Source organism: Massilia aurea (genome assembly GCF_014200505.1).
Taxonomy (GTDB): Bacteria; Pseudomonadota; Gammaproteobacteria; order Burkholderiales; family Burkholderiaceae_D; genus Telluria; species Telluria aurea_B.
Genome location: NZ_JACHBX010000005.1, coordinates 286,370 through 310,914, shown reverse-complemented (window position 1 = coordinate 310,914; position 24,545 = coordinate 286,370). Strand labels below are relative to the sequence as shown.

Below are 24,545 nucleotides of genomic sequence, written 5' to 3'. Positions count from 1 at the left end.
TCATTCTCCTTGCAGGGGCTGGCAAACCAGCGGTCCGATCACGGGCAGTTCGCCCGCGACCGGCTTGTAGTCGAAACGCACTTCGCACACATCCTTGCCGCTGCCGACGCGCACGCGGTTCTGTGCGCGCAAGCCTTCGATGAACAGGACGCCATCGTACCCGACCATCGCGGTCAGTTCGCTGCCGTCCAGGCGCGCCAGCGTGCCGACGTCGGGCACCGTGCCATCGGCGCGTACCAGCGTGAGCGTTGCAGCTGCATAGCGCTCGATGGCGAAGCGCGCCACCACGCCGGCATTCTGGCGCGGCACGATTTCGAGGACCGTGTGCGGGATGCGGGTATCGGACGGCAGCGACGACGGGTCGATCGCAATCCGGCTCGCGGCGTACGGTTGCAGGTCAGGCACCAAGAGGCGCCCGTTGCGGTCGGTGCGGCCGATCGGGCGATTGTCCTGCAGCACCGGCAGGTCGGGCGCGCCGCCCGAGACGAGCGCAAAACCACGCCCGACATTGCGAGCGGTGATCAGCGCGCCATCCATCGCGACGATGGCGCCGCTGACATCCAGGCTCGTGTTGCGGCTCTCGCCCACGCGCTGCGTCGACACGATTGCGCGGCCGTGCGCGCCCAGGTATTGCAGCTGGGCCTGGTCGTAGCGTTGCGCACCGGTCTTGCCCGCCTGGACGGCCCAGCCGAGGCCGCCGTCGAAGTCCGGCGCGCGCCCCATCGACACCGACGCCACCTGCTCGCCACGCTGGCGCCCCGCATTGGCGTTGACCGCCACGCGCGAATCGAAGGCCATGCTGAAGGTGGCCGTGATGCCCCGCTCGGCACGCCGCTCGAGATCCTGGAATGCGCCCAGGCTGAAGTAGCCGCGCAGGCCGACGCTGCGCGACCAGGCCAGCGACACGGTGCGCGTCACCAGAGCCGGGGTCGGGGTCAGGGCCGGCGCAGTCAGCCTGGTCAACGGATTGCCAAACGGATCGAGCAGCGGCGCGACGCCCGCCACCAGCGGCGTGCGCAGCTGAATCAGGTTCATGCTGAAGCTGTTGCCGCCGAATGCCGTACTGATGCTGGCCCGGTCGAGCGCGCGCGGCACCGGCGTGCCTTCGAGCGTGCCCAGGTCGCCGAAGCCAGCGCTGGCGCGGATCGATTGCAGGTCGAGCGCGAAGCGCGGCGACACGTACTGGTAGCCGAGCGTGGCTTGCCAGCCACGGTAGCGGCCGGCACTGGCCGCCAGTGCGCCACTGGCCACGCCGGCGCCGAGCACGCGCGCGAGCACGCCGCCGCCGAGCAGCACCTGGCCGCTGCCGGCTTCGGCATGCCCTTCCAGCGTCATGCGGTCGGTCCAGCCGTGGCGCACCGAACCCACCGCCGCCGGACCGCCGTAGCGGAACGATGCCACGCCGTAGTCGCGCCGCAGTGCGCCAAGGGAGACGGCAAAATCGGTCAGGCCGCGCGCCAGCAGGCGGGTGTCGACGTACAGCGGCAGCGTGGTGGCAACTTCGCGCCCCAGCGCATCGCGCGTGATGACGGTGGCCTGGCCGGCGCCGTTCAGGCCCGCCACCTGGTCGACCACGAACGGGCCGGTGGGCACGCTGGTGCTGAACTGGCGCACGTTGTTGACGAACAGGTCCACGCTCGTAGGGACGACCGCCGAACCGGCAATCGAGGCCACCGGATAGGTCACCAGGTCCGGGCGCAACTCGAAGTTGCGGCGCCACTCGATGCCGCCCAGGCGCAGCGCGCGCGACCAGCTCAGCGCCGGGGTGACGGTGTCGCCCAGTTGCACGGTGGTCAAGCGGTCCTGGTTGGCGTAAGTCCAGGTGGTGTCGTAACGCGTGTAGCCGCGCTCTTCGCCGCGCAGGATGGCCGCGCCGGTGCTGCTCAAGCTGCCGTACGGATCGAAATAACGCAGATCGAGGTTGCTGGCCACCGAGCCGCCGCTGCTCTGGGCAAACACGTTGTAGTTCAGCAGCATGCCGCGGCTGGCCTGGCCAGCACCGCTGGCGCGCACGGTGCGCGCGCTGATCACGCGCGCGACGCGCAGGCGATCCGACAGGGTCAGCGCCAGCGTCTGGGCGGCGCTGTCGTAGCGCCAGGTCATGCCATCGATCTCGTCGAGCAGAAAATCGGTGCGGTCGGCGACACCAAAGCGCGCCGGGTCCAGCCCCAGTTCGCGCAGGCTCTCGACCGTCATGCGCAGGCTGGCGCCCTGCTGGAGTACGGAGACGAGCAGGCCCGTGGGCTGGCCGTCGATCGACACGTCCAGATACAGTTCGGTGGGTTGGGCCGCCACCAGGCCGGCCTGCGCTTCGAGCGCGGCCAGCGAGGCCGAGGCCGGGGCGGCGGCCACCATGGCGGCCGCCGCCGCGATGGGGGTGACAGGTGTGATGGCGAGGGCCAGCAGGCAGGTGGGCAGGGACGACGACCTCAGGGCCCGCCACGCCCGGTGGCGCGTGTGCATGGCTGCCCCGGTCGTCAGTCGCGCGCGACGGCCGCCTTGGCGGACTGCGGCTTGGCGTTGACGTTGGTGGCGATGGCGAGCGGCGCCGGCAGTGCACCGGCAACGTCGGCGGGCAAGGCCCATTCGCGCGTGCGGCCTGGCAGTGCGTAACCCAGCAAGCCTTTGCTGAGCACGACGTCGCGGCTGCCGACCGTCACGCTGGTGGCGCCGATCTGCGCATGCAGCGCGCCGGTATTGCGGGCGCGCAGGTGCCACGCGCCGGCGCGCTGGAAGGTGCTCCATTCGATCTGCGGGGCAGCTTGGGTATCGCTTGGCAGCACGAACGCCGGGACCGAATACTGCAGGCGGATCGCGACGTTGGCCTGCTGGGGATCGCCACGTGGCAGTTCATCGATCAGGATGCGGTAGGTCTGTTCGGCGCCGCCCGGCGTCGCGGGTGTGCCGACTGGGGCGCCGGCGCGGCGCACGAGGCGGATCGTCTGGGCGCTCTTGCCCGCGATCTCGATGATCGGCGGGCTGGCCACGAGCTGCGTGGTTGGGGTCAAGGCGTCGATGCCATCACGCTGGTCCCAGGCATACACCCGGACCTGGCCGTACAGCGGCGTGTCGCCATTGTTCTGCAACTGGATGCCGGCCGAGTTCTGGCCAGGCTGGAAGCTGATCGACACCGGTGAAATCTGCAGGTTGGCGCCGTGCGCCGCCGTACCGGAACACAGTGCCGCCGCCAGCGCGATGGAGAAGAAACCCCGCATGCACGACTCCGATCAGAAGTAGATGGTCGCGGTGATCGTCGATTTGTAGTTGTCCGGCGTCGGCGCCTTCTGGACCGGGATTTCACCGTACACGGTCAGCGTCTGCGCAGTGCCGGTACCGGTGCCGGCCAGCGTGTCGGTGCCCTGGGTATTGCCCCACAGGCTAGAGCCGGCGCTGCGGTACAGGTTGACGGCGACGGTGTCGACGTTGGCACCGGTGCCGCTCAGGAAGCGCGTGGTGCCGGTCGAACCGGCGCCGGTGCCGGCGTCCAGACCCACATTGTAGGGCGTGGTGTTGGTGCAGGTCACATTGATGTTCGACGAGCCGGTGAGCGCCGAGGTGATGACACCGGTCTGGCCGAAGTCGATGCCGTTGGCGGCGATGGTGCAGTCGGCCACGACGCGCATCGTGACGTCGAAGGTGCTGCTCTTGCTCTTGGAGTACACCGCCGCGCCCGTGGTGAAAGGCATGACAGCAGCCAGGACAGCAGCCAGGACACGGATACGTTTTGGGGTGGTCATCATCATATTCTCCAGATTCAAGGGCGCTGTCACCGCGACGCGCATCGTCTTGCTCAACTCAGAAAATATGATACATGTGTTTCCATGTGGAATCAAAGCGCTTTTTTCAATTCTGCTGAATCTGCGCGATTTGCTGGTTTTTTGCAACACTCGTTGCATCGTTGTCATCCAGCAGCGGATTTAATCCTCCGGCTCGGCCCAGGACCGTGCATGCGCAACGGCCCGCGCCCAGCGCGCCATCAGCGCCGCGCGGCGCTCGGCCGGCATTCGGGGCTCGAAACAGGTGTCGACCTGCCACTGGTGTTCGAGTGCTGCGGGCGACTCCCAGACACCGCACGCCAGGCCGGCGAGCCAGGCGGCGCCCAGCGCCGTCGTTTCGGTCACGCGCGGGCGCACCACGGGAATGCCGAGCAGGTCGGCCTGGAATTGCATCAGCAGGTCGTTGCGCGCCGCCCCGCCATCGGCGCGCAGTTCGGTAACGGCGCAGGCAGCATCCTTCTGCATCGTGGTAAGCAGGTCGGCACTCTGGTAGGCAATCGCCTCGAGCGCGGCGCGCGCGATATGGGCGGCCGTGGTGCCGCGCGTCATGCCGAGGATGGTGGCGCGTGCGTATGGATCCCAGTGCGGCGCGCCCAGGCCGGTGAATGCCGGCACCAGCATCACGCCCCCGCTGTCGGGCACGCTGGTGGACAGCGCCTCGACCTCGCGCGACTGGCGGATGATGCCCAGGCCATCGCGCAGCCACTGCACCGTGGCGCCGCCCATGAAGACGCTGCCTTCGAGCAGGTAATCACTGCGCCCGTCGAGCGTCCAGCCCACCGTCGACAGCAGGCGGTGATGCGATACCGGTGGCGTAGCGCCGGCATGCATCAGCATGAAGCAGCCGGTGCCATAGGTATTCTTGACCATGCCCTTGCGATGGCACGCCTGGCCAAAGGTGGCTGCCTGCTGGTCGCCGGCAATCCCGGCAATCGGGATCGGGTGGCCGAACCACTCGGCGGCGGCATGCCCGACCAGGCCACTGCTGGGCACGATCTCGGGCAGCACGGCGCGCGGGATGTCGAACAGCGCCAGCAAGGCGTCATCCCAGGCCAGCGTGTGGATGTTGAACAGCATCGTGCGCGCCGCATTGCTGGTGTCGGTCACGTGGCGCCCGCACAGGCGGTAGACCAGATAGCTGTCGACGGTGCCAAAGGCCAGCTCGCCCCGCTCGGCGCGCTGGCGGGCGCCCGGGACATGGTCGAGCAACCATTGCAGCTTGGTGGCCGAAAAATACGCGTCCAGTTCCAGGCCGGTCAGTTCGGCGATCATGGCCGCCCTGCCCGCCTCGCGCAGCCGGTCGCAGGCGCCGGCCGTGCGCCGGTCTTGCCAGACGATGGCGTTGGCCACGGGTTCGCCGGTAACGCGGTCCCACAGCAGCGTCGTTTCGCGCTGGTTGGCGATGCCGATCGCGGCAATGCGCGCAGGGTCGACGCCGCTGTCGGTCAGCGCGGCGCGCGCGCAGGCAAGCTGGCTGGCCCAGATGTCCAGCGGATCGTGCTCGACCCAGCCGGGCTGCGGAAAATGCTGGGGAAATTCGCGCTGGCAGCTGGCCACGGCCACGCCGGCGTCGTCGAACACGATCGCGCGCGAACTGGTGGTGCCCTGGTCGAGGGCGAGGATGTAGTGGGTCACTGACGGTCTCCGGAACGACCGGGAAAACGCGCACCGAGCGGTGCGCGTCATGAATTATGTGTAAAGCAGGCCGATAGGCCGGATTCTGTGTAGCGCCACCTTGCGGCGACACTTGGACAATCATTCCTCTAGGCGCTGAATTACTCCAGCGCTCAAGCTTCCTACCCGCACGCTCCGCGAGCAACATCAACGCGTGCCTATTTGGAATTGCTCCGAGTGGAGGTTACCGCGTTTCACCGTAACTAAATACGCTCGTCTCTGTGGCCCTATTCCTCGCCTTGTACCACTGGCTTGCGCCAGCGGATTTCGGCGGACGGCCGTTAACCGTCACCCTGCTCTATGGAGTCCGGACCTTCCTCCCGTCCACGACCTTGCGGCGTGGACCAGCGACTGCCTGGCCTGCTTCACGGGGGCATTGTAACCGATGGCTGGGCGCAGTGCCGCCATTCTTGCCGACGCTGCAAGCGAATTACAGGTATAGCCGACAGGTGTTTGTGCCGGCCTCGCCTTCCCAATACCCGACTATATTTATGTCAGATGCCCGGTGTCACCTCGGTAGGTTGAACAAGCCGGTGTCAGCGTGCTTTACCATTGCTACGATTTCCCCCAGAAACCCCTCCTGTTGTGCTTGGCCAACCACCTGCATTGCCAGGACCTTTTCCGGCGCCCGCACCAGGTCGCCCACCAGCGGCGCCTCCTGAACTTTTACCTGACCCCGAGCTTTTACCTGCTCCCTGAGACGCATGTCCATTTCCGCTATTCTTGCTCATAATTTTCTCCTGATATAAAAAATGCTCAGTTTGGTGGCCTGCGGTTTAGGTCCTCAATATCCATAACGAGTCTGAAAGTCGTCTTCATGTTCTTGTAACCTCCCCAAGAGCTTGCACCAATCGCACCTTCCCAGAAACGACCGCTTACCCAACCCTTTTCCTGACACCACTCGCAGGTATCCCATGCATCAATGAACGTAAGTCCATAGTACTGCGCGATAGGTATTGAACTCTTCCACGGAGCACGGGGCGGAAAGTCCGTAATCCAGCGCTTGCGCGACGTGAGCGACAACCCGCTGTCTTCAGGGAACTCAGGTACGTCTTTCCCATGTCCCAAAAACCGCGGTTCGGACCAGGCAACGGCCGAGGGGACTTCATGCTCCTGCATTACTCTCGTAGCGTCCAAAATGGGGAGCGGCGGGTAGTGTTCCCATGGAAAATCAAGCATCGCAAGCCGCTCATAGTGCGGCGAAAAGGCTGGACGAAGCGTACGAAGTTCATCTCGCGTTGGAAGTCTAAGCATGACGCCGAGCTCCTTTTCCTTCCAAGCGCAGAACGCCTGTGCGTCAAACCACGAAGCACCTACCGGCATTTCATTCGAAACGTCTTCGTTGGCTCGGCTCCACGGTTCACTTCGCTCTCGCTGTCGCTCGTCGTAACCGCTATCACGAAGCATGCTTCGGAATGCACCGACGCTGATCATCTCACTCACCGCAACCACACGTCCGCCGAGAGCTACCACGCTGAAGCCCGGCGGCAGATCTCGATCGTGAGAAACAAATTCGGGTACAGGGAGTTTCCCCTGCTGGCGCAGCCACACTGTCATGACCGCCGTGTTGTCAGTCATCTGGCGTTCAGGAATGCTCCCGCCCCGATCGTAGAACGCCTGCTCGGCGTCATGCTTTCCCTCTCGTCCCAGAGGTCTTGCCGCAAATAGATCGCGCGCTGATGCGCTACCTGACTCCTCAGACACGAGGGCATATCTTCTACGTCCAGATCAGAATCATCTTCCGACTGCATGGCTCGTGGAGGTTCTGTTTCCCTGTAGTTTCGCCATAAGACGTTCCAACAGCCATCGTGTGCACGAAGTACGACGAGATTATTATTGTAGGGAAGGACATCAACCCATCCATTATGCCGGGAGTCGAATACTTTTCGAAACGCCTTGACTGCAGCAGTGACCTTCTCCAGGTGCCGATGCCGTTCCTCTTTAGAAGAGCCGGGCGGCCAGTAACTTTTGTCCACGACGGTCAGTAACGGGCCATCGATCAGTTTGTCGTCAAGGAACCCCCACTGACCTGCCAGATCGTGACGACATCCGAATAGTTCTTTCGCATACTGTGCTGCAGTGTTTTCATCGGCACCGATTGATGCAATGGCTTCGACCGGCGCGACGATGCCATTGCCACTGTCCCAAGCTTGCCAATCAACGCCATAACCAAGAAACACGCGGGTTGGAATCGCGTCTGAATCTGCAAAAATGCGGTCTGCAAGCTCGCGCGGCCTCGGCCCTCCGTATGTACCGAAGTGCAAGTCGATACAGCCGCCATGTTCCGATGGGAAAAGTCCGGCCTGGCGAGTACAACCTTTTCGATTGAGGAAGCGCTGGAATTCGGGCCAGCCTTGCTGCTGGAAAGTGCCGAAGTCACCGGCAAAACCAAGGCGATCAACAATAGCTGTCAAGCACTGCCGATGTCTTATGGAATCGATGTCGAGGTTTGAAACACGTTCTTTGGCCCCTGCCTTGATATGGTCAGGGGAGATTCCGTGCAGTGGAACAGCGTGGCCATCGCGCAGGAGCAAATAACCAGGCGTTGACAGGGGTTTGATTTGATTAGACACAGCGTTCTCCGGTTCCATCCAACATCCCCGAGGCCGCCAGTGGGAAGTGCAATGGATTAATGGGCGTGTGTCGCAATGATTGTCGTTCGATGTTTCGATACGTGAGACTTGCTCTCGGCGTTGGCGGCGCCGACGATCCAGCGGGGCGTCTCCAGCCCTTATGAGAAGGTTATCGCTCAACATCGGCTATGTCAATGACTTTACGGAGCACCGATTATCTGCACTGTTGGTCACGCCGACGTCGTACATGCCGACAGCGGACAACCGTCACACCTGTCTTTTCTGATAATTCGTGTCGCCATTTCAAAAGCCGCGTGTCAACCGCTCACATAAAATACCTAAGCCAAAACATCAAGGATGATCCCCCCATGACGCACCCTTCCCGCACCGGCGGCCAGATCTTGGTCGATGCCCTCTCCATTCACGGCGTCGATACCGCCTTCGGTGTCCCGGGTGAAAGCTACCTGGACGTGCTCGACGCGCTGCACGATTCGAACATCCGGTTTGTGATCAACCGCCAGGAAGGGGGCGCGGCGTTCATGGCCGAGGCCTACGGCAAACTCACCGGCAAGCCGGGCATCTGCTTCGTCACGCGCGGGCCGGGCGCCACCAATGCATCGATCGGCGTACACACGGCTTACCAGGATTCCACGCCGATGATCCTGTTCATCGGCCAGGTCGGCAATGACTTCGTTGATCGCGAAGCGTTCCAGGAAATCGACTACCGCCGCATGTATGGCCAGATGGCCAAGTGGGTGGCCCAGATCGACCGCGCTGACCGCATCCCTGAATACCTGGCGCGCGCGTTCCAGGTCGCCACCAGCGGCCGTCCCGGTCCGGTGGTGCTGGCGCTGCCCGAAGACATGCTGGTGTCGCTGGCGGAAGTCGCCGACACGCGTGCCTACACGCCAGCGCACGGGGCACCATCTGCCGAGCAGATCGCGCAACTGCGCACGATGCTGGCAGAGGCCGAGCGTCCGGTCGTGCTGCTGGGCGGCGGCACCTGGACTGCGCAAGCGTGCGCCGACCTGGCGCAGTTCGCCGAGCGCAATCACCTGCCGGTGGGCTGCACGTTCCGCTTCCAGGACCTGCTCGATAACGCGCATCCGAACTACATTGGCGACGTGGGCATCGGCATCAATCCGAAGCTGGCCGCGCGCGTGAAAGATGCGGATCTCATCATCGCCATCGGCCCGCGCTTGGGCGAAATGACGACCGGCGGCTACACCTTGCTGGCCGCGCCCGTGCCGGCCCAGCGCCTGGTGCACATCCATCCCGATCCCGAAGAACTGGGCAGCGTGTATCAGGGCGAACTGATGATCGCTGCCGGCATGCCGCAGGCGTGCGCCATGCTCGCCGCGATGGACCCGGTCGAGGCCACCTGGCACGACAGCGTGACGCAGGCCAGGCTTGAGCTGGCCGCGTGGCAGTCGCAACCTGCCCTGCTGCGCGAAGGCGTCCCGCTCGACCTGTGGCAAGTGGTGCAGGATCTGCAAAGCGCCCTGCCAGCGGACGCGATCATTACCAACGGCGCCGGCAATTACGCGTCGTGGGCGCACCGCTTCTACCGCTATGGCGGCATGCGCACGCAGCTGGCGCCGACCAATGGCGCGATGGGGTATGCGGTGCCGAGCGGCGTCGCGGCCAAGATCGTGCATCCCGAGCGCGCCGTGGTGACCTTTGCCGGTGACGGCGAATTCATGATGACCGGCCAGGAACTGGCCACTGCCGTGCAGTACGGCGCCGGCGTCGTGATCCTGGTCTTCAACAACAATATGTTCGGCACGATCCGCATGCACCAGGAGCGCACCTATCCGGGCCGCGTGTCGGGCACGAACCTGCACAATCCCGATTTCGCGGCGCTGGCGCGCGCCTATGGCGGCCATGGCGAAGTGGTCGACCAGACCGCCGACTTTGCACCGGCGCTGGCGCGCGCGCTGGCCTACACGGCGCAGGAACAGCTGCCGGCCGTGATCGAGCTGCGCTACGACGGCAATCTGATCACCCCGAACGCCACGCTCGAGATGATGCGTGCACAGGCCGAGGCCGCAAAAGGAGCACGCTAGCGCGCAAAGCGGGAACGTATTGCTGCTCTGGTAAAATATTCGCACGTTTTTTCATCGCCGGCCCCGCCGGCGTTCGCACGAAGTCCCCCACCAGACACTATGTTCAGCTTCTTCAAAAGAAAGAAAGCGCCCGATACCCCGGCGCCGGAACCTGTTGTACCTGCTGCACCCGCGGCGCCTGCCGCGCCTGCCACCAGGCCGGCGCCGCCGGCGCCAGCCGTGGCCAAGCCCGATATCAAGAAGGACGCCAAGCCCGAGGTAAAGCCCGACCTCAAGCCTGACCTCAAGACCGAGGTCAGCGTGCTGCACGAAGGCAGCAACCTGTTCCCGGAAACCGCCGAGCGCCCCACCACCGAGCTGGAAAAGAAACAATCGTGGATGGCGCGCCTGAAGGCCGGCCTGTCCAAGACCTCGAGCAACCTGTCGCTGCTGTTCGTCGGTGCGCGCATCGACGAAGACCTGTACGACGAACTCGAAGCAGCGCTGCTGATGTCCGACGCCGGCATCGGTGCCACCGAACACCTGCTCACCGAACTGCGCCGCAAGGTCAAGGAAGACAAGCTGCTCGACGCGCCCGCCGTCAAGACGGCGCTCAAGAGCCTGATGATCGAGATGCTGCTGCCGTTGCAAAAGCCGCTCGAGCTGGGCCGCCACGACCCGTTGGTGATGATGATCGCGGGCGTGAACGGCGCCGGCAAGACCACCACCATCGGCAAGCTAGCCAAGCACATGCAAAGCTTCGACCAGTCGGTGCTGCTGGCTGCGGGTGACACGTTCCGCGCCGCCGCGCGCGAGCAGTTGATGGTCTGGGGCCAGCGTAACAACGTGACCGTGATTTCGCAGCAGTCGGGCGATCCTGCTGCCGTTGCCTTTGATGCGGTCCAGTCCGGCAAGGCGCGCGGTACCGATGTCGTCATGATCGACACGGCCGGCCGCCTGCCGACCCAGCTGCACCTGATGGAAGAGCTGAAAAAGATCAAGCGCGTAATCGGCAAGGGCATGGCGGGCGCGCCTCATGAAATCCTGCTCGTCATCGACGGCAACACGGGCCAGAACGCGCTGGCGCAAGTGAAGGCATTCGACGATGCGCTGGGCCTGACGGGCCTGGTCGTTACCAAGCTCGACGGCACCGCGAAAGGCGGCGTGCTGGCTGCAATCGCGCAGAACCGCCCGATTCCCGTGTACTTCATCGGCGTGGGCGAAAAGCTGGAAGACCTGCAGCCATTCAATGCCGAAGAATTCGTCGACGCGCTGCTCGGCTGAGCGGCTGATCGAACAAGGACACCATGATTGCATTCCAGTCAGTATCGAAGCAGTACACGCACGGCGACGCGCAGGGCAGCTATGCGCTGCACGACGTCACGCTCGCCATCGGCAAGGGCGAGCTGGTCTACCTGGCCGGCCCGTCGGGCGCAGGCAAGTCGACCCTGATGAAAATGGTCGCCGGCGTCGAGCGGCCCACCAGCGGCAAGGTGATCGTCAGCGGGCATGACGTCGGGCGCATCAAGCCGGCCGGGATCCCGTTCCTGCGCCGCAATATCGGCATCATCTTCCAGCAGCAACGCCTGCTCAACGACCGCAATATCCTGGCCAACACGATGCTGCCGATGCTGGTAACCGGTGCGCGCACGGCCGAAGCCGAGCAGCGCGCCCGCGCCGCGCTCGACAAGGTCGGCCTGCTCGATCGTGCGCGCGCGATGCCGCTGGAACTGTCCGGCGGCGAGCAGCAGCGCGTGGCCGTGGCCCGTGCGATTGTCAACCGGCCGCAGATCATCCTGGCCGACGAACCGACCGCCAACCTCGACCGCGTCGCGGCCGACAAGGTGCTCGATGCGCTGCGCTCGTTCCATGCAGTGGGTGTCACGTGCGTGATCTCGACCCACGACGATTACGTGCTGGAGCGCGCCGAGCGCGTCATCCGCCTCGAAAATGGCCAACTGGTCGGAGGTGCAGCATGAGCCCGTGGTTGCGCCAGCACCGTTTCGCCCTGGTGGCCGCGCTGTCGACCGTGCGCAAGTCGCCCGGCAGCTTCCTGTTCAACGTGCTCGTCGTCGCGCTGGCGCTCACGCTGCCGTTTGCTGGCCTGACCCTGCTCGACAATGTACGGCCGCTGTCCGAGCAGTTGTCGGTCGACCCCGAGATCAGCCTGTTCATGCGCGAAGATGTCAGCCGGCCCGATGCACAGGCCCTGCTGCCGCAGATTCGCCAGATCGTCGCGCAGGGCAAGGGCGAAGTCATGTTCGTGCCGCGCGAAGAAGCGCTGGAATCGCTCAAGGCACGCAGCAGCCTGGGCGGGGTGCTGGAAACGCTGGGCGAGAATCCGCTGCCGGACAGTTACGTGATGAAGCTGGGCGGCTTTGCCAGCGCCGGCGCCGCCGCGCAGGTCGACGCCATCACCGAGCGCCTGCGCGCCCTGCCCGGCGTCGAGACGGTGCAGGTCGACTCGGCCTGGGTCAAGCGCCTGGCTGCGCTGCTGGGCATCCTGCGCCTGGCCCTGCTGCTGCTGGCCGGTACGCTCGGCATCGTCGTCATCGCCGTGGTGTTCAATACCATCCGCCTGCAGGTGCTGACGCAGAAAGAAGAAATCTCCGTCTCGCAACTGCTCGGCGCGACCAATGACTTCATTCACCGCCCGTTCTTCTATACGGGCGCCCTGCTCGGCCTGTGCGCCGGCGGCGTGGCCCTGGGCGTGGTGGCGCTTGCCTTGCACCCACTGAATGGCGCCATCGCCGAATTTGCGCGGCTGTATGGCTCACAATTCCAGCTGATGGCGCTGGGCGGACTGGAAATTGCCGGCTTGCTGGCGGTGAGCGCTGGACTGGGCCTGATCGGCGCCATGCTGTCGGTACGGCGTCACCTAGCGCGGGGGCGCTGACAGCGCTACAGGAGTGCCGGCAACGGCACTCCTACAATATTGCTGAATAAAAAAGATTGATTCAGGGTGTTGAAAATGGCGGAAGTGGCACCACTTCCATAGCAGGGCGAGGCGGCCGTTGCGCTGCCTCCCCGATTACCTGACCGTCGGAATGCGCCGCAGTGCGCTAATGCTCCTACGGTCGCTTCGCACTTCCCTACGCTGTCTTGCGTAGAACTCCTACAGGCCGTCCCATTCGTACGTGCGCCATTCAACAGAGAGCTTGTCTGTCGCGCCTTACTCTGAACCTGTACGCGATTTCCAGTGTTTATCGGCTCGGTTCTGATCTGAATCAAACGAATATTCAAGTGCTGTTCTACAGTAAGTTTGCTTGCGGATTTAATTCCCATAGGCAATACTTTGGACAGTCTTAAGTTCTGGCCACGTTCTGGCACTCTCTTTGGGGGAGTGCTAATATATGGTCCAAGGCAATCAAATTTCAAGCAAAAGTATCCGCATGACGAAGCGATGTTGGCTTCAGGATGGTGTCACCGGCATGAGGCCGAGGCCCGTCAGGATGCAGCAAGATTATTAAAAGGGAAATAAACATGTCCGCACAATCCGCATTGGTCCCGACCGGCAATCGTGCTCTGGGACTAGGTTTCACCGGCAATCTCGGCAATATCGATGCGTACATCTCGGCAGTGAACCGCCTGCCGATGCTGACGCACGAAGAAGAGATGTCGCTGGCAAAGCGGCTGCGCGACGATAACGATCTCGACGCAGCGCAAAAGATGGTGCTGTCGCACCTGCGCCTGGTGGTGTCGATCGCGCGTGGCTATCTGGGCTACGGCCTGCCGCACGCGGACCTGATCCAGGAAGGCAATATCGGCCTGATGAAGGCAGTCAAGCGTTTCGACCCGAACCAGGGCGTGCGCCTGGTGTCGTACGCGATGCACTGGATCAAGGCCGAGATGCATGAGTACATTCTCAAGAACTGGCGCCTCGTAAAGGTCGCGACGACGAAGGCGCAGCGCAAGCTGTTTTTCAACCTGCGCAGCAACAAGGTGGGCCTGGATGCGATGTCGCCGGGTCAGGTCGATGATCTGGCCAAGCTGCTGGGCGTCAAGCGTGAAGAAGTGATCGAGATGGAAACCCGTCTGTCGGGCCGCGATATCGCGCTCGAGTCGCCAACCGACGACGAAGACGACAAGTTCTCGCCGATCGCCTACCTGTCGTCGGAGCAGCAAGAGCCGACCAAGGTGCTCGAAGCCCAGCAAGTCACGCGCCTGCAGTCCGAAGGCCTGGAATCGGCGCTCGGCAAGCTGGATCCGCGTTCGCGCCGCATCATCGAAGCACGCTGGCTGGCCAACGACGATGGGTCGGGTGCCACGCTGCACACGCTGGCGGAAGAATTCAGCGTGTCGGCCGAGCGGATTCGCCAGATCGAGTCGGCTGCCCTCAAAAAGATGAAGGGTGCGCTGACGGCGTTTGTCTGAGCCCCTCTGCCATCTCCCAAACCCCGCTTCGGCGGGGTTTTTTCTTATGTGGCGTTGCGCTTTTCAACCCCGACTTGGCGGATTGTGGTTCCGTTGAACGCGTGGGCGGCATAGCCGCCCACACTACGGTATTTTTGTAGGGTGGACGGGTTCCCCGTCCACGCGTTCAACAACACGTGGCCGCCACGAAACCGGGGTAACTTGAACGCGTGAAGCCGCCGCCGACACGTTTGTCGCCCATTGGCTAGAATGGTTCTTCTGACACGTCAGCTCAAGGAAACGCCATGCCTGATTCAACGCCGTATGTCCCACCAACTGTCTGGACCCCGCCCGCCACCCCGGGCGGCGCCTTTGCCAACATCAATCGCCCGGTCGCCGGACCGACGCACGACCAGGCGCTGCCGGTCGGCGAACATCCGCTGCAGCTGTATTCGCTGGCCACGCCCAATGGCGTGAAAGTCTCGATCATGCTCGAAGAACTGCTGGCCGCCGGCCATGCGGGCGCCGAGTACGATGCCTGGCTGATCCGCATTAACGAAGGCATGCAGTTCTCGAGCGGCTTCGTTGACGCCAACCCGAATTCGAAGATCCCTGCCCTGGTCGACCGCAGTGGCGCCGAGCCCGTGCGGGTGTTCGAATCGGGTGCGATCCTCGTGTACCTGGCCGAGAAGTTCGGCGCGTTCCTGCCGAAAGATGGCGTGGCGCGCACCGAGACGATGAACTGGCTGTTCTGGCAGATGGGTTCGGCGCCATTCATGGGCGGCGGCTTTGGCCACTTCTACGCGTATGCGCCGGAAAAACTGCAATACCCGATCGACCGCTACGCGATGGAAACCAAGCGCCAGCTCGACGTGCTGGATCGCCATCTGGCCGACAACCGCTACATGGCCGGCGACGACTACACGATCGCTGACATGGCCATCTGGCCATGGTATGGCGGCATGGTACTCGGTCAGCTGTACGAAGCGGCCACATTCCTGTCGGTGCACGAGTACAAGCACGTCAAGCGCTGGGCCGATGCAATCGCAGCGCGGCCGGCCGTGGTGCGTGGGCGCAAGGTCAACCGGTCGTTCGGACCGGCGGAAGACCAGGTGCTGGAACGCCACAGCGCTGCCGACCTCGACTGATCGTCGCGGCGGCGCTCACGACGGCGCCGCCGCTATCTCAAGCTGCTGTTATCTCAAGTAAATAGCGCTGCGCCATCAACACCGCCATCTCGTGCGCCGGCATCGGGCGCGCGATGAAGTAACCCTGCACTTCATTGCATTCCAGGCCGCGCAGGATCGCCAGCTGCTCGGCGGTTTCCACGCCCTCGGCCACGACCGACATCCCCAGCGCGTGCGCCATCGACACGATCGCCTGGAAGAACACCTTGCCCTCTTTCGACCTGGCCAGCTCGTTCGTGAACGCACGGTCGACCTTCAGCACGTCCATTTTCAGGCGCTGCAATTGCGACAGCGACGAGTAGCCCGTGCCGAAGTCGTCCACGTGCAGCTTCACGCCCAGCGCGCGCAGCGCCGCCAGTTCGGCCAGGATGTCGTCCTGGTCGCCCATCATCGCCGACTCGGTGATTTCCACCTCGATCAGGCTGGCCGGCACGCCGTGGCGCGCCATCGCCGCGCGCAGCTGCCGCTGCACGCCGCCGCGCAAAAACTGCTTGGGCGAGACATTGATCGAGACGGGCACCAGCGCCACGCCGGCCTCGCGCCACGCGGCCAGTTGCGCGCACGCCTTGTCGATCACGGCTTCGCCGATGCGCACGATCAGGCCGGTCGATTCGGCCAGTGGAATGAAGTCGCCCGGCGCCACCATGCCCAGCGTCGGATGGCGCCAGCGCACCAGCGCTTCCATGCTCAGCAACTCGCCGCTGCGGGCATCGACACGCGGCTGGTAATGCAGCACGAACTGGTCGCCCTCGAGCGCTTCCAGAATGTGCTGCTTTAGGCGCGCGCGTGAATTGAGCGTCGTCGACAGCGATGGATCGAAGAAGCGGTACTGGCCCTTGCCGTCATTCTTGCCGACATACATGGCGATATCGCTGTGGCGCACCAGCGTCTCGGCATCGGCGCCGTCGCGCGGGTACATGCTGATGCCGATCGATGCGCCCACCGCGTGCAGCTCGTCGCCCAGCAGGAACGGCACACCAAACGCCTCGACGATGCGCGCCGCAACCGACGCCGCCTGGCGCTCGCCATCGCAGGGCGTGAGCAGGACGACGAATTCGTCGCCGCCGAAGCGGGCCACCTGGTCTGACGGGCGCAGCAGCGACAGCAGGCGCTGGGCCGCGCACTTGAGCACCCCGTCGCCGGTGGCGTGGCCGTGCGAATCGTTGATGTGCTTGAATTCGTCCAGGTCGATGAACAGCAGCGCCGCCCCCATGTCGGCGGTCTGTGCCTGTGCCAGCATCGCCGGCATGCGCTCCAACAACGCGTGGCGGGTGGCCAGGCCCGTCAGCGAGTCGACGTTGGCCAGGCGCTCGAGCTGCGACTCGTGGGCCTTGCGCTCGCTGATGTCCTGCAGCGTGACGGCCAGGCCATGACCGACCCGCACCAGGCGACGCCGGCCCCAACTGATGTTCAGGCGATTGTCGCTTGGCATCTTGCGGTCGTCCTCATGGAAGCCCGTCTCCATCGCCTTGCGGTAGGTGGCCAGCAATTCTTCGCCGAACAGGCCGGTGTCGATCTCGGCCAGGCTCGCGCCGACCAGGTCGTCACGCGTCATGCCATAGAAGAAGGCGCCCCGTTCATTGCAGTCGACGATGCGAAAGTCGACGATCTGCCCATCCCGCCCGCGCACGGCGGCTGCCATGTAGAAGCCGTCGTTGCCGCTTTCGGTGGCGGTGCGGTAGGCGCGCCGTACGTCGTCCTGTTCGGTGCCGCGCTGCAGCGCGCGCTGCGCCAGCACGGCGCCGACGGCGCCCAGCAGCATCAGGCACAGCGTCGCGGCAATGGCGCGGTCGCGGCTGTCGGTCCAGTAGGTATTGGTCGCGGCCAGCGTATCGGCGCGCGGCAAGCCGACCAGTGCGACCAGTGGATAGACCGGCGACTGGCGCCAGCCCAGCACGCGCGACTGGCCGTCGGCAAAGCCATTCGCCCCATCGACTTCGCGCACGCCCTGCTCGCCCGACCAGGCGGCGCCGCGGCGCGGCAGCGTGGCAGTGTCGAAAAACGCGGCGCCGTCGCTGCGCTGTTCGACGCGCAGGCGCCCTTCGCTGCCGGCCAGCGCCACGATGCCGCCGGCACCGAGCGTGGCCGGGCTGACGAACGACGTGAAGTAGCGCGCATCGACCGCCATCATGATCACACCGTCGAACTCGTCTTCGCGGTCATCCAGGCGGCGCGTGAACAGCACCACGTCGTCGGCCGCGCCGAACTGCACCGGCGTGGTGCCCAGCCGCAGCGCCGTCGAATTGTTGTCGCGGTGGCGCGAAAAATACGGGCCGTCCGCCAGGTCGGCGCCAACCAGGCCGGGCCGCGTGCTGGAACGCACGATGCCACGTCGGTCGAGCACGGCGACCACGTGGAAGGCGCTGTCGGTGAACATGCCGTCGCGCCGCATGTCCGCCAGGAGTTCCGGCTTGCGCGAGTTCTCCCAGCTGAACTTGAGCTGCATCGTGATCTGGTCCATCTGCGCGACCGAGCGCGTGATGTACTGCTCGTAGGCTTCGGCGTAGGCAGCGGCATCCTTGCGGATCTGGCCGGCAACGCGCTCCTGTTCGGCGTCCACCCGCACCAGGGTCGCGCCCCACAGCGCAATGCAGAGCAACAGCGCAAGCAGCGGCCATGCCAGCACCAGGTAGCGCTTGTTGCGGTGAGGCGTGATGGAAGGCGCGATACGGGGGTGGTGGCTCATGCTGCCGGCAAACACTGCATGTCAGGTTGGCGCGAGCATGTAACCGGCGCCACGCACGGTCTTGATCAGCGATTTGGCGCGGCCCAGCGCCTTGCGCAGGCGCAGCACGTGGACGTCGACGGTGCGCTGGTCGAGCGACTGGTGCGCGTCCCACAGCTGTTCAAGTAATTGTGAGCGTGAGAAGACCTGGCCCGGATGGCACAGCAAGAATCGCAGCAGGCGATATTCGGCGTGGCGTACTTCGACCCGGCTGTTGCCGACCCTGACGCTGCAGCTGAGCGGATCGAGCACCAGGCGGCCCGAGCGCAGCACCCGCGATTCGGGCGACAGTTCGCGCGCTTCGCCGATCGGCGCCTGCGGAATGAATTCGGGATGGGTGACCGGCGCCGGCAATGCCAGCGGACGCTCGCCTTCAGCACATTCGGCCGCCAGCAGGATGACGGGTTGTTCGCGCAGACGCCTGTCGCCGCGCAGGCGGGCCAGCAGGCGCATGCCGCCTTCGTTGCGCAGCATCGATTCCTGCAGCAGCAGTTCGGGCCGTTCGCGTCCGATGAAGTCCCAGGCTTGCGCCAGGCTCGGCACGTTGTGCCAGACCCACTCGTCCTCGTGCAGTGAAAATTTGAGCAGTTCGGCGATGGCCGGCTTGTCGTCAATCACCAGGACGATCGTGTTCGCCATTGTCATGGGATACCCAGTCTGTGAGATGCCGAGGTTGGATGTGCTGATAAAAAAATCCGGCAGTCGCGCTGCCGGATCGTTACTTCACCTGCCTGATTACATGATCGCTTTGCCGGAAGCGTCTTTCAGGTTGGCTTTCCAGGCATCCTGCACTTGCTTGACGACGCTGGCTGGCATCGGGACGTAGTCCAGTTCAGCTGCTGCTGGCGCGCCGTTCTTGAAGGCCCAGTCGAAGAACTTGACGACTTCCTTGCCCTTGTTCGCATCAGCCTGTTCCTTGTGCATCAGGATGTACGACACGCCGGTGACTGGCCAGCTTTGCTTGCCAGCGCCGTCGGTCAGGACCACGCCGAAGCCTGGGGTCTTGTTCCACTCGGCGTTCGCCGCAGCTGCCTTGAACACGTCGTCGCTTGGCTGCAGATCGACGCCTTCTTTATTGCGCAGCTGGGTGTGCGACAGCTTGTTCTTTTTCGCGTAAGCCCACTCGACGTAGCCGATCGAACCCTTGATACGCTGCACGTTGGCGGCGACGCCTTCGTTGCCCTTGCCGCCCACGCCCACGGCCCACTTCACGGTGGTGCCCGAGCCGATGCTTTCTTTCCAGGCCGGGCTGGTTTTTGCCAGGAAGTCGGTCCACAGGAACGAGGTGCCCGAGCTGTCAGCACGGTGCACGACGGTGATGTCGGTGTCCGGCAGCTTGACGCCCGGGTTCAACGCGGCGATCGGCGCGGCGTTCCACTTGGTGATCTTGCCCATGTAGATGTCAGCCAGCACCGGGCCGGTCATCTTCAGCTGGCCTGGGGTCACGCCGTCGACGTTGACCACGGCAACCACGCCGCCCATGATGGCCGGGAACTGCATCAGGCCTTCCTTGTCCAACTCATCTGCCTTGAGTGGCATGTCCGACGCGCCGAAGTCGACGGTCTTGGCCTTGATCTGCTTGATACCGGCGCCCGAACCCACCGACTGGTAGTTCAGGCCATTGCCGGTCGCTGCCTTGTAACCCTCGGCCCACTTGGCGTAGATCGGGTACGGGAAGGTAGCGCCTGCACCGGTCATGTCGGCGGCAAACGAGGTCGTCATCACGAGTGCGGCAGCGGCGCCGGCGAGGATCTTTTTGAACATTGTTATTCCTTAGTTGAGGGATATGTTTTGCACTACGGGACAAAGAATAGCCTGCGAATATGACCTGTTTATGACTTCACAATCGTCGTGTTCATGACGCCCGGGCGCATCATGCCGCGCCGCTGCGCTTGCGCTTTTGCTATCATGGGTTTTCCCTGCCAAACACTGGATGACACCATGCGCCCCTCGATCTTCCGTCCGGCCCGCGTCTTCTGCACCGCCGCCGTCTGCCTCGGCGCTGGCCTGTTGTCCGGCTGCGCCGCGCCGGAGCGCCTGCCGGACGCGCAGTACAACCTCAGCGAAAGCCAGAGCCTGCTGCTGGCGCCCGAACAGCGCCTGAGCCTGACCTATGAAGGTGCCGACGACACCCGCTGCCCGGACAATGCACGCTGCATCGTGGCCGGGCGTGTCGCCTACCGCTTCACGCTGCGCATCCAGAACGTGGCGCAGGCATTCTGGCTGGTGCCGGGCAAACCGGGCTTCACATCGCCGGCGCTGCGCGGCGCGCGCGTCGAGCTCGACCGCTCGTTCGAGCCACCGGCGCGCGGCATGATCGAGGCGAAGCCGGCGTCGTATCCGGTGGTGCTCAATATGTACGGTACGTAATCGTGGCGGCCCGCTCGCCGGTCAATGCCGCACTGGCCTGCGGCCTGGTCCTGTCGATCGTCATTGCGCCCGCCACCGGCGCGCCCGTCGCGACGGGGCACGGCGGCGCCGTTGCCACCATCAGCGCGCAGGCCTCGCAAGCCGCGCTGACCATCCTGAACAACGGTGGCAATGCAGTCGATGCGGCCGTTGCCGCAGCCGCCACGCTGGGCGTGACGGATCCGTTCAGCTGCGGCATCGGCGGCGGCGGCTTCATGGTGATCTATCTGGCCAGGGACAAACGGGTGATCACGATCGACCACCGCGAGACGGCGCCAGCCAAGGCCGGCCCCACGCTGTTCGAGCGTGATGGCAAGCCGATCGACTTCGACACGGCGGTGGCCAGCGGCGCGGCAGTGGGCGTGCCGGGCACGGTGCGCGGCTGGCACGAGGCGCTCGAACGCTACGGCAGCATGCGCTTCGCGCAGGTACTGGCGCCGGCCATCGCGGTGGCCGACACGGGCTTTCGGGTCAACGCCACGTTCAATGGCCTGGTCGACCAGAACCTGGCCAAGTTTCGCCAGTTCACACCGACGAGCGCGCTGTACCTGCACGACGGCAAGGCCATCCCTACCGGCACGCTGCTGCGCAATCCCGATATGGCGCGGGCCTACCGCGCCATCGCCTCGGGCGGCGTGAAAGCATTCTACGAAGGCCCGATGGCGCGCGCGATCGTCGACACCGTCAACCGCCCGCCCGTGGCCAAGGGCGTTAATGTCCGCGCTGGCACGATGACGCTAGCCGATCTGGCCAACTACGAGGCACGTATCCGCCCTGCCCTGCGCAGCACCTACCGCGGCTATGAACTGTATGGCATGCCGCTGCCCAGCAGTGGCGGCACGACGGTCGCGCATGCGCTCAATATCCTCGAAGGCTACGACCTGAAAGCCCTGCCGCGCGCGCAGGCCGAGCACCTGTATATCGAAGCGAGCCGCTTCGCGTTCGCCGACCGCAACGCCTATCTGGCCGATCCCGAATACATCGATGCGCCGCTGGCGGGCTTCCTGTCGAAGGACTTTGCTGCCACGCGCCGCGCACTGATCTCGCTGCAGCAGGCCGCACCGGGCGCGGTGGCGGCAGGCAATCCGTATGCATTCCAGAATGATCCCAGCGTGCCGCTGCTGCCACCGGTGCGTGCCAGCATCCGGCCTCCACCGGAAAGCCTGCACACGACACACCTGACGGTGTCAGACAAGGATGGCAACGTGGTCGCGTACACGTTCACGATCGAATCGTGGGGCGGCAGCGGCATTGTTGTGCCAGGCTACGGCTTCCTGCTCAATAATGAGATGACCGACTTCGACTTCGCCGGCCCGCACCCCAACGTGCCCGAAGCCGGCAAGCGGCCCCGCTCCAGCATGGCGCCGACGATTGCATTGAAGGATGGCAAGCCGGCATTTTCAGTGGGCAGCCCGGGCGGCGCGACGATCATCACGACCGTGCTGCAAACGATCGTCAACTACGTCGACTTCGGCATGCCGATGCACCAGGCAGTGGATGCCCCGCGCATCAGCCAGCGCAACGCCGCCACCACATCGGTCGAGCCGGGCTTTGGGGGCAGCGCACAGGCAACGGCGCTCGCGCGCTTCGGCCAGCGCTGGGAATCACCACCAGAAGAAATCGGCGCGGCCAATGCGCTGGTGTTCAACCCGGATGGCACCGTAACCGCAGTCAGCGAAAGCAAGCGCCATGGAGCGGGTACGGCGCTGGTGCAGCGGCGCGGCCACTGAACATCGGCCGGCACGAGGCGCCATCACCGGATCGCCCCGTGCCGACAAGCCGATTCCGGGTTTTAAAAATGGTTTATTTGCAGACGTACGCCTTGCCCACCCATTCGCTGGTCATGCTGGTGCCCTGCTGTGACCAGACCACGTCGGTTGCCTGCAGGCGTACCGCCTGATTCATCGCCTTTGCCCGCGCATTCTTCGAGCCGATTGCGGCGCTCAGGCCGACAAACACGGCATCGGCGCCCTGAACCGGGCCGGCCAGTCTGCAGCGCGCGACCTCATTGTCGTTGACCTCACGGATGGTATTGGGCGCAACGGTGGTGCATGCGGCGAGCAAGGCAAGGCCGCACAGGGAAACGATTGTCGTGACGATTTTTTGCATGATGATGGGTATGGGATATCGTTGATTGAATGAATGCGGACGGCAGGCCGCCGTCCGGCATGATCGTTATTGCGCAGTGCGGGTGGCAAGGACGTCGCCGTTCCTGCTGACCAGTTCGACCTTGAGAATCTGCGCCTGCACCACTTTCTTGCTGATGTCGGCATCCTGCACATAGCCATACACCACCGTGCGCATCGTTTCATTCTTGCTGCGCAGACTCTCGATCGCGCGGGCCTTGTCTTCTTCGGGCACGTTCAGGTAGCGAAAGTCCGCGCCGTTGTTAAAGCCGATCTTGTAGCTGCTGTTGTCGTTGAAATAGCGGTATGAGCCTTTTTCCCACACCGACGAATCAAGCGGGAAACCCTTTTTCTCGAAGTCGTATTTTCCGACCGAGTCTGCGACCTCCAGCTTCACGTAGCGTTGCTGCGCTGCTTGCGCCACACCAGCGTCAATCTTGACTTTCAACGCATTGAGCAGATCGTTTTTCTTGAACTCGTCCGACGCCATCATGTAGTCCCGCGAATAGCTGCCAGCCACCTCGTTGTAATCGATCGGCATGCCGGCGACGCCCAGGTAGGCGAACATGATCTGGTTGCCGCTGTCGAGATCGATATAGCTGCCGGCAGGCGTACTCGGGTCACCCTTGGGCAGTTTGGCGCGGGCCGCTTCCTTGACGCGCTCCTCGACGGCGGCGGGCGTTGCGGCGTCAGCCAGGTTGGGTGTGATGGCGGTATCGGTCGGCGCCTTGTCTTTGCAGCCGGTCAGGCCGGCGAGCAGGGAAAGCGCCAACAAGGCGGCCAGCGGAGATGCGAAGTGGGACATGATGTTCCTTGTGGATGATTCTTGGATGGAGAAAATGGCGGCTTGAATTCAAGCGCGGGCTGCGAGAAATTTCATGGCGCCGCGACCGGCCAGATAGAGGCTGGCAAGCAGGGACAAATAACCGCCAGCACCGATGGAAATGGCGCGCATGGCTTCGCGCAGCATCATGCTGCTGACGTCTTCGGCCATGCGAGAAGCATTGTTGCCGCCCATAAAGCCGGCCACGCCCTGCGCCTGCTTCAGGCCGTCGTTGATGCCGAGGTAGATCATCAGCGCGATCACCAGCATGAAGGCCAGCGGCAGCAGGCCGCCAAGATGGGCGCGCTTGTCTTTCCAGAACTGCGGCGCCAATGGTGCAACCAGCGCGACGATGCACATAACGCCGTAGATGCCGCTGCTGCCGCCGCCGCTGCCGCCATCCAATCCCATCAGCAGCCCGGCTGGCGAATTGATCATGCCCAGGATTTTCCAGAACGTCAGCCCCATGCCGAACTGGGCCGACATCTGGATCGCAATCGTGTTGAGGACGAACCAGCCCGCCACGAGCGCGGCCATCGCCAACATGGTCGGCACACCAAAACGCGCGGTCATGCCGGCGGCCAGTTCACCGCTCCTGGCCCTGGCTGCCTGCACGGCAAGCTCGGCCTGTTCCCTAGCCAGCTGGGAATCGGCCACTGGCATCAGCATTCCCAGGCCGCCGGCCGGATCGAACGTCACATCGACCACCATGCCGACCTTCGGCGGGATGTCTGATTTCCAATGCGATTCCAGTGTGAATGGATGCTGTACGCCGTCGCTACTCAACAGGCCTGGGCCGGTGTTTGTATCCCGCAAAATCTTGCCGCGATGTTTCATGGTGGTGGGTTCCTCTT

The 24,545-nt window shown here is 64.2% G+C and carries 21 protein-coding genes and 1 other RNA gene; 8 read left to right on the top strand and 14 right to left on the bottom strand.

Translation table 11 applies throughout. The features are described from left to right. The 8 genes from HD842_RS21360 to HD842_RS21325 all read right to left on the bottom strand — a co-directional run bounded on the left by HD842_RS21360 (nt 1) and on the right by HD842_RS21325 (nt 8,023). Nucleotides 1-2,463 (bottom strand): fimbria/pilus outer membrane usher protein, encoded by a 2,463-nt coding sequence (locus tag HD842_RS21360; RefSeq protein WP_183557129.1) that lies wholly within the window; start codon nt 2,461-2,463, stop codon nt 1-3. A 14-nt stretch (nt 2,464-2,477) separates the two neighbouring features. Beyond that, nucleotides 2,478-3,215 (bottom strand): fimbrial biogenesis chaperone, encoded by a 738-nt coding sequence (locus HD842_RS21355; RefSeq protein ID WP_183557126.1) that lies wholly within the window; start codon nt 3,213-3,215, stop codon nt 2,478-2,480. A 12-nt stretch (nt 3,216-3,227) separates the two neighbouring features. After that, the gene (locus HD842_RS21350) at nt 3,228-3,740 is read right to left on the bottom strand and encodes a Csu type fimbrial protein (protein ID WP_183557124.1); all 513 of its coding nucleotides are present in this window, start codon (nt 3,738-3,740) and stop codon (nt 3,228-3,230) included. 177 nt (nt 3,741-3,917) lie between these two features. After that, entirely contained in the window at nt 3,918-5,411 is a 1,494-nt protein-coding gene (glpK, locus tag HD842_RS21345; RefSeq protein ID WP_183557122.1) for a glycerol kinase GlpK, read from the bottom strand. A gap of 58 nt (nt 5,412-5,469) precedes the next feature. Then, nucleotides 5,470-5,817, bottom strand: an RNA gene (gene rnpB, locus HD842_RS21340) — RNase P RNA component class A. A 141-nt stretch (nt 5,818-5,958) separates the two neighbouring features. Next, nucleotides 5,959-6,162: a hypothetical protein gene (locus tag HD842_RS21335; protein WP_183557119.1), complete on the bottom strand. Its 204-nt coding sequence runs from the start codon at nt 6,160-6,162 to the stop codon at nt 5,959-5,961. A gap of 44 nt (nt 6,163-6,206) precedes the next feature. Beyond that, entirely contained in the window at nt 6,207-7,028 is an 822-nt protein-coding gene (locus HD842_RS21330; protein ID WP_183557117.1) for an SUMF1/EgtB/PvdO family nonheme iron enzyme, read from the bottom strand. Beyond that, on the bottom strand, nt 7,025-8,023 hold the full coding sequence (locus HD842_RS21325; protein WP_183557115.1) for a hypothetical protein: 999 nt from the start codon (nt 8,021-8,023) through the stop codon (nt 7,025-7,027). Before HD842_RS21325 ends, HD842_RS21330 begins: the two co-directional genes overlap by 4 nt. 368 nt (nt 8,024-8,391) lie before the next feature. Between HD842_RS21325 and HD842_RS21320 the strand changes: the two genes are divergently transcribed. From HD842_RS21320 to yghU, 6 genes are all read left to right on the top strand, one after another. Next, entirely contained in the window at nt 8,392-10,089 is a 1,698-nt protein-coding gene (locus tag HD842_RS21320) for a thiamine pyrophosphate-binding protein (protein WP_183557113.1), read from the top strand. Nucleotides 10,090-10,188: 99 nt separating this feature from the next. Continuing rightward, nucleotides 10,189-11,352 (top strand): signal recognition particle-docking protein FtsY, encoded by a 1,164-nt coding sequence (gene ftsY, locus HD842_RS21315; protein WP_183557111.1) that lies wholly within the window; start codon nt 10,189-10,191, stop codon nt 11,350-11,352. Between the two features lie 23 nt (nt 11,353-11,375). After that, nucleotides 11,376-12,047 (top strand): cell division ATP-binding protein FtsE, encoded by a 672-nt coding sequence (locus tag HD842_RS21310; protein ID WP_183557109.1) that lies wholly within the window; start codon nt 11,376-11,378, stop codon nt 12,045-12,047. Continuing rightward, nucleotides 12,044-12,964 (top strand): permease-like cell division protein FtsX, encoded by a 921-nt coding sequence (ftsX, locus tag HD842_RS21305; RefSeq protein ID WP_183557107.1) that lies wholly within the window; start codon nt 12,044-12,046, stop codon nt 12,962-12,964. Before HD842_RS21310 ends, ftsX begins: the two co-directional genes overlap by 4 nt. 587 nt (nt 12,965-13,551) lie before the next feature. Next, nucleotides 13,552-14,442 carry an RNA polymerase sigma factor RpoH gene (gene rpoH / locus HD842_RS21300; RefSeq protein ID WP_183557105.1) on the top strand — a complete coding sequence of 297 codons (891 nt, stop codon included), beginning with the start codon at nt 13,552-13,554 and terminating at the stop codon, nt 14,440-14,442. A 284-nt stretch (nt 14,443-14,726) separates the two neighbouring features. Then, nucleotides 14,727-15,569, top strand: coding sequence for a glutathione-dependent disulfide-bond oxidoreductase (yghU, locus tag HD842_RS21295; RefSeq protein WP_183557103.1), 843 nt, complete (start codon nt 14,727-14,729; stop codon nt 15,567-15,569). 37 nt (nt 15,570-15,606) lie between these two features. On the opposite strand, the gene HD842_RS21290 is transcribed toward yghU, so the two are convergent. From HD842_RS21290 to pstS, 3 genes are all read right to left on the bottom strand, one after another. Then, a complete protein-coding gene (locus tag HD842_RS21290) occupies nt 15,607-18,294 on the bottom strand; it encodes a bifunctional diguanylate cyclase/phosphodiesterase (RefSeq protein ID WP_183557101.1) in 2,688 nt (895 codons plus the stop codon). Nucleotides 18,295-18,315: 21 nt separating this feature from the next. Next, a complete protein-coding gene (locus HD842_RS21285; RefSeq protein ID WP_183557099.1) occupies nt 18,316-18,978 on the bottom strand; it encodes a winged helix-turn-helix transcriptional regulator in 663 nt (220 codons plus the stop codon). A gap of 90 nt (nt 18,979-19,068) precedes the next feature. After that, the gene (gene pstS, locus HD842_RS21280; protein WP_183557097.1) at nt 19,069-20,097 is read right to left on the bottom strand and encodes a phosphate ABC transporter substrate-binding protein PstS; all 1,029 of its coding nucleotides are present in this window, start codon (nt 20,095-20,097) and stop codon (nt 19,069-19,071) included. A gap of 177 nt (nt 20,098-20,274) precedes the next feature. On the opposite strand from pstS, the gene HD842_RS21275 reads away from it, so the two are divergent. After that, nucleotides 20,275-20,703 (top strand): hypothetical protein, encoded by a 429-nt coding sequence (locus tag HD842_RS21275; RefSeq protein WP_183557095.1) that lies wholly within the window; start codon nt 20,275-20,277, stop codon nt 20,701-20,703. A 2-nt stretch (nt 20,704-20,705) separates the two neighbouring features. Continuing rightward, nucleotides 20,706-22,472 (top strand): gamma-glutamyltransferase, encoded by a 1,767-nt coding sequence (gene ggt, locus HD842_RS21270; protein ID WP_370660866.1) that lies wholly within the window; start codon nt 20,706-20,708, stop codon nt 22,470-22,472. 73 nt (nt 22,473-22,545) lie between these two features. Here ggt and HD842_RS21265 read toward each other — a convergent pair whose 3' ends face one another. The 3 genes from HD842_RS21265 to HD842_RS21255 all read right to left on the bottom strand — a co-directional run bounded on the left by HD842_RS21265 (nt 22,546) and on the right by HD842_RS21255 (nt 24,528). Beyond that, nucleotides 22,546-22,851 carry a hypothetical protein gene (locus HD842_RS21265; protein WP_183557093.1) on the bottom strand — a complete coding sequence of 102 codons (306 nt, stop codon included), beginning with the start codon at nt 22,849-22,851 and terminating at the stop codon, nt 22,546-22,548. A 66-nt stretch (nt 22,852-22,917) separates the two neighbouring features. Next, entirely contained in the window at nt 22,918-23,673 is a 756-nt protein-coding gene (locus HD842_RS21260) for a DUF4852 domain-containing protein (RefSeq protein ID WP_183557091.1), read from the bottom strand. 48 nt (nt 23,674-23,721) lie between these two features. Continuing rightward, nucleotides 23,722-24,528 carry a hypothetical protein gene (locus HD842_RS21255; protein WP_183557088.1) on the bottom strand — a complete coding sequence of 269 codons (807 nt, stop codon included), beginning with the start codon at nt 24,526-24,528 and terminating at the stop codon, nt 23,722-23,724. Nucleotides 24,529-24,545 lie beyond the last annotated feature (17 nt).

What these genes read in the sequence shown, in the direction of transcription:
- HD842_RS21360 (WP_183557129.1), bottom strand. Translation starts at nt 2,463, where the DNA reads ATGCACACGCGCCACCGGGCGTGGCGGGCCCTGAGGTCGTCGTCCCTG.
- HD842_RS21290 (WP_183557101.1), bottom strand. Translation starts at nt 18,294, where the DNA reads ATGAGCCACCACCCCCGTATCGCGCCTTCCATCACGCCTCACCGCAAC.
- HD842_RS21265 (WP_183557093.1), bottom strand. Translation starts at nt 22,851, where the DNA reads ATGCAAAAAATCGTCACGACAATCGTTTCCCTGTGCGGCCTTGCCTTG.
- HD842_RS21260 (WP_183557091.1), bottom strand. Translation starts at nt 23,673, where the DNA reads ATGTCCCACTTCGCATCTCCGCTGGCCGCCTTGTTGGCGCTTTCCCTG.
- HD842_RS21330 (WP_183557117.1), bottom strand. Translation starts at nt 7,028, where the DNA reads ATGACTGACAACACGGCGGTCATGACAGTGTGGCTGCGCCAGCAGGGG.
- HD842_RS21285 (WP_183557099.1), bottom strand. Translation starts at nt 18,978, where the DNA reads ATGACAATGGCGAACACGATCGTCCTGGTGATTGACGACAAGCCGGCC.
- HD842_RS21320 (WP_183557113.1), top strand. Translation starts at nt 8,392, where the DNA reads ATGACGCACCCTTCCCGCACCGGCGGCCAGATCTTGGTCGATGCCCTC.
- HD842_RS21255 (WP_183557088.1), bottom strand. Translation starts at nt 24,528, where the DNA reads ATGAAACATCGCGGCAAGATTTTGCGGGATACAAACACCGGCCCAGGC.
- ftsX (WP_183557107.1), top strand. Translation starts at nt 12,044, where the DNA reads ATGAGCCCGTGGTTGCGCCAGCACCGTTTCGCCCTGGTGGCCGCGCTG.
- rpoH (WP_183557105.1), top strand. Translation starts at nt 13,552, where the DNA reads ATGTCCGCACAATCCGCATTGGTCCCGACCGGCAATCGTGCTCTGGGA.
- pstS (WP_183557097.1), bottom strand. Translation starts at nt 20,097, where the DNA reads ATGTTCAAAAAGATCCTCGCCGGCGCCGCTGCCGCACTCGTGATGACG.
- ftsY (WP_183557111.1), top strand. Translation starts at nt 10,189, where the DNA reads ATGTTCAGCTTCTTCAAAAGAAAGAAAGCGCCCGATACCCCGGCGCCG.
- yghU (WP_183557103.1), top strand. Translation starts at nt 14,727, where the DNA reads ATGCCTGATTCAACGCCGTATGTCCCACCAACTGTCTGGACCCCGCCC.
- HD842_RS21350 (WP_183557124.1), bottom strand. Translation starts at nt 3,740, where the DNA reads ATGATGACCACCCCAAAACGTATCCGTGTCCTGGCTGCTGTCCTGGCT.
- HD842_RS21335 (WP_183557119.1), bottom strand. Translation starts at nt 6,162, where the DNA reads ATGGACATGCGTCTCAGGGAGCAGGTAAAAGCTCGGGGTCAGGTAAAA.
- HD842_RS21355 (WP_183557126.1), bottom strand. Translation starts at nt 3,215, where the DNA reads ATGCGGGGTTTCTTCTCCATCGCGCTGGCGGCGGCACTGTGTTCCGGT.
- HD842_RS21275 (WP_183557095.1), top strand. Translation starts at nt 20,275, where the DNA reads ATGCGCCCCTCGATCTTCCGTCCGGCCCGCGTCTTCTGCACCGCCGCC.
- HD842_RS21310 (WP_183557109.1), top strand. Translation starts at nt 11,376, where the DNA reads ATGATTGCATTCCAGTCAGTATCGAAGCAGTACACGCACGGCGACGCG.